Source organism: Cupriavidus sp. SIMBA_020, from assembly GCF_046535395.1.
In the GTDB taxonomy this organism is placed as follows: Bacteria; Pseudomonadota; Gammaproteobacteria; order Burkholderiales; family Burkholderiaceae; genus Cupriavidus; species Cupriavidus campinensis.
This window is the reverse complement of the sequence record NZ_JAWRWU010000293.1, coordinates 1-308: the sequence shown is the minus strand read 5'-3', so window position 1 is coordinate 308 and position 308 is coordinate 1. Positions and strand designations below refer to the sequence as shown.

Annotated in this window: 1 pseudogene; it reads left to right on the top strand. The window is 63.3% G+C overall.

From position 1 onward, the window contains the following. A pseudogene (gene acnA, locus SB751_RS29265) lies at window positions 1–308 on the top strand (aconitate hydratase); the annotation flags it as partial.

Below are 308 nucleotides of genomic sequence, written 5' to 3'. Positions count from 1 at the left end.
CATCCGCGCGAACTTCCTGGCCTCGCCGCCGCTGGTTGTCGCTTATGCGATCGCCGGCAACATCACGCGCGACCTGATGACCGAGCCCGTGGGCCGTGGCAAGAAGGGCGACATCTGGCTGGGCGACATCTGGCCCACCACCGAAGAAGTCGAATCGCTGCTCAAGTACGCCCTGGACCCCAAGGCGTTCGAGGCCAACTACGGCCAGGTCAAGAGCAACCCGGGCAAGCTCTGGGAAAACATCAAGGGCGTCAACGGCGACACCTACAACTGGCCCGATTCCACGTACATCGCCGAACCGCCCTTCT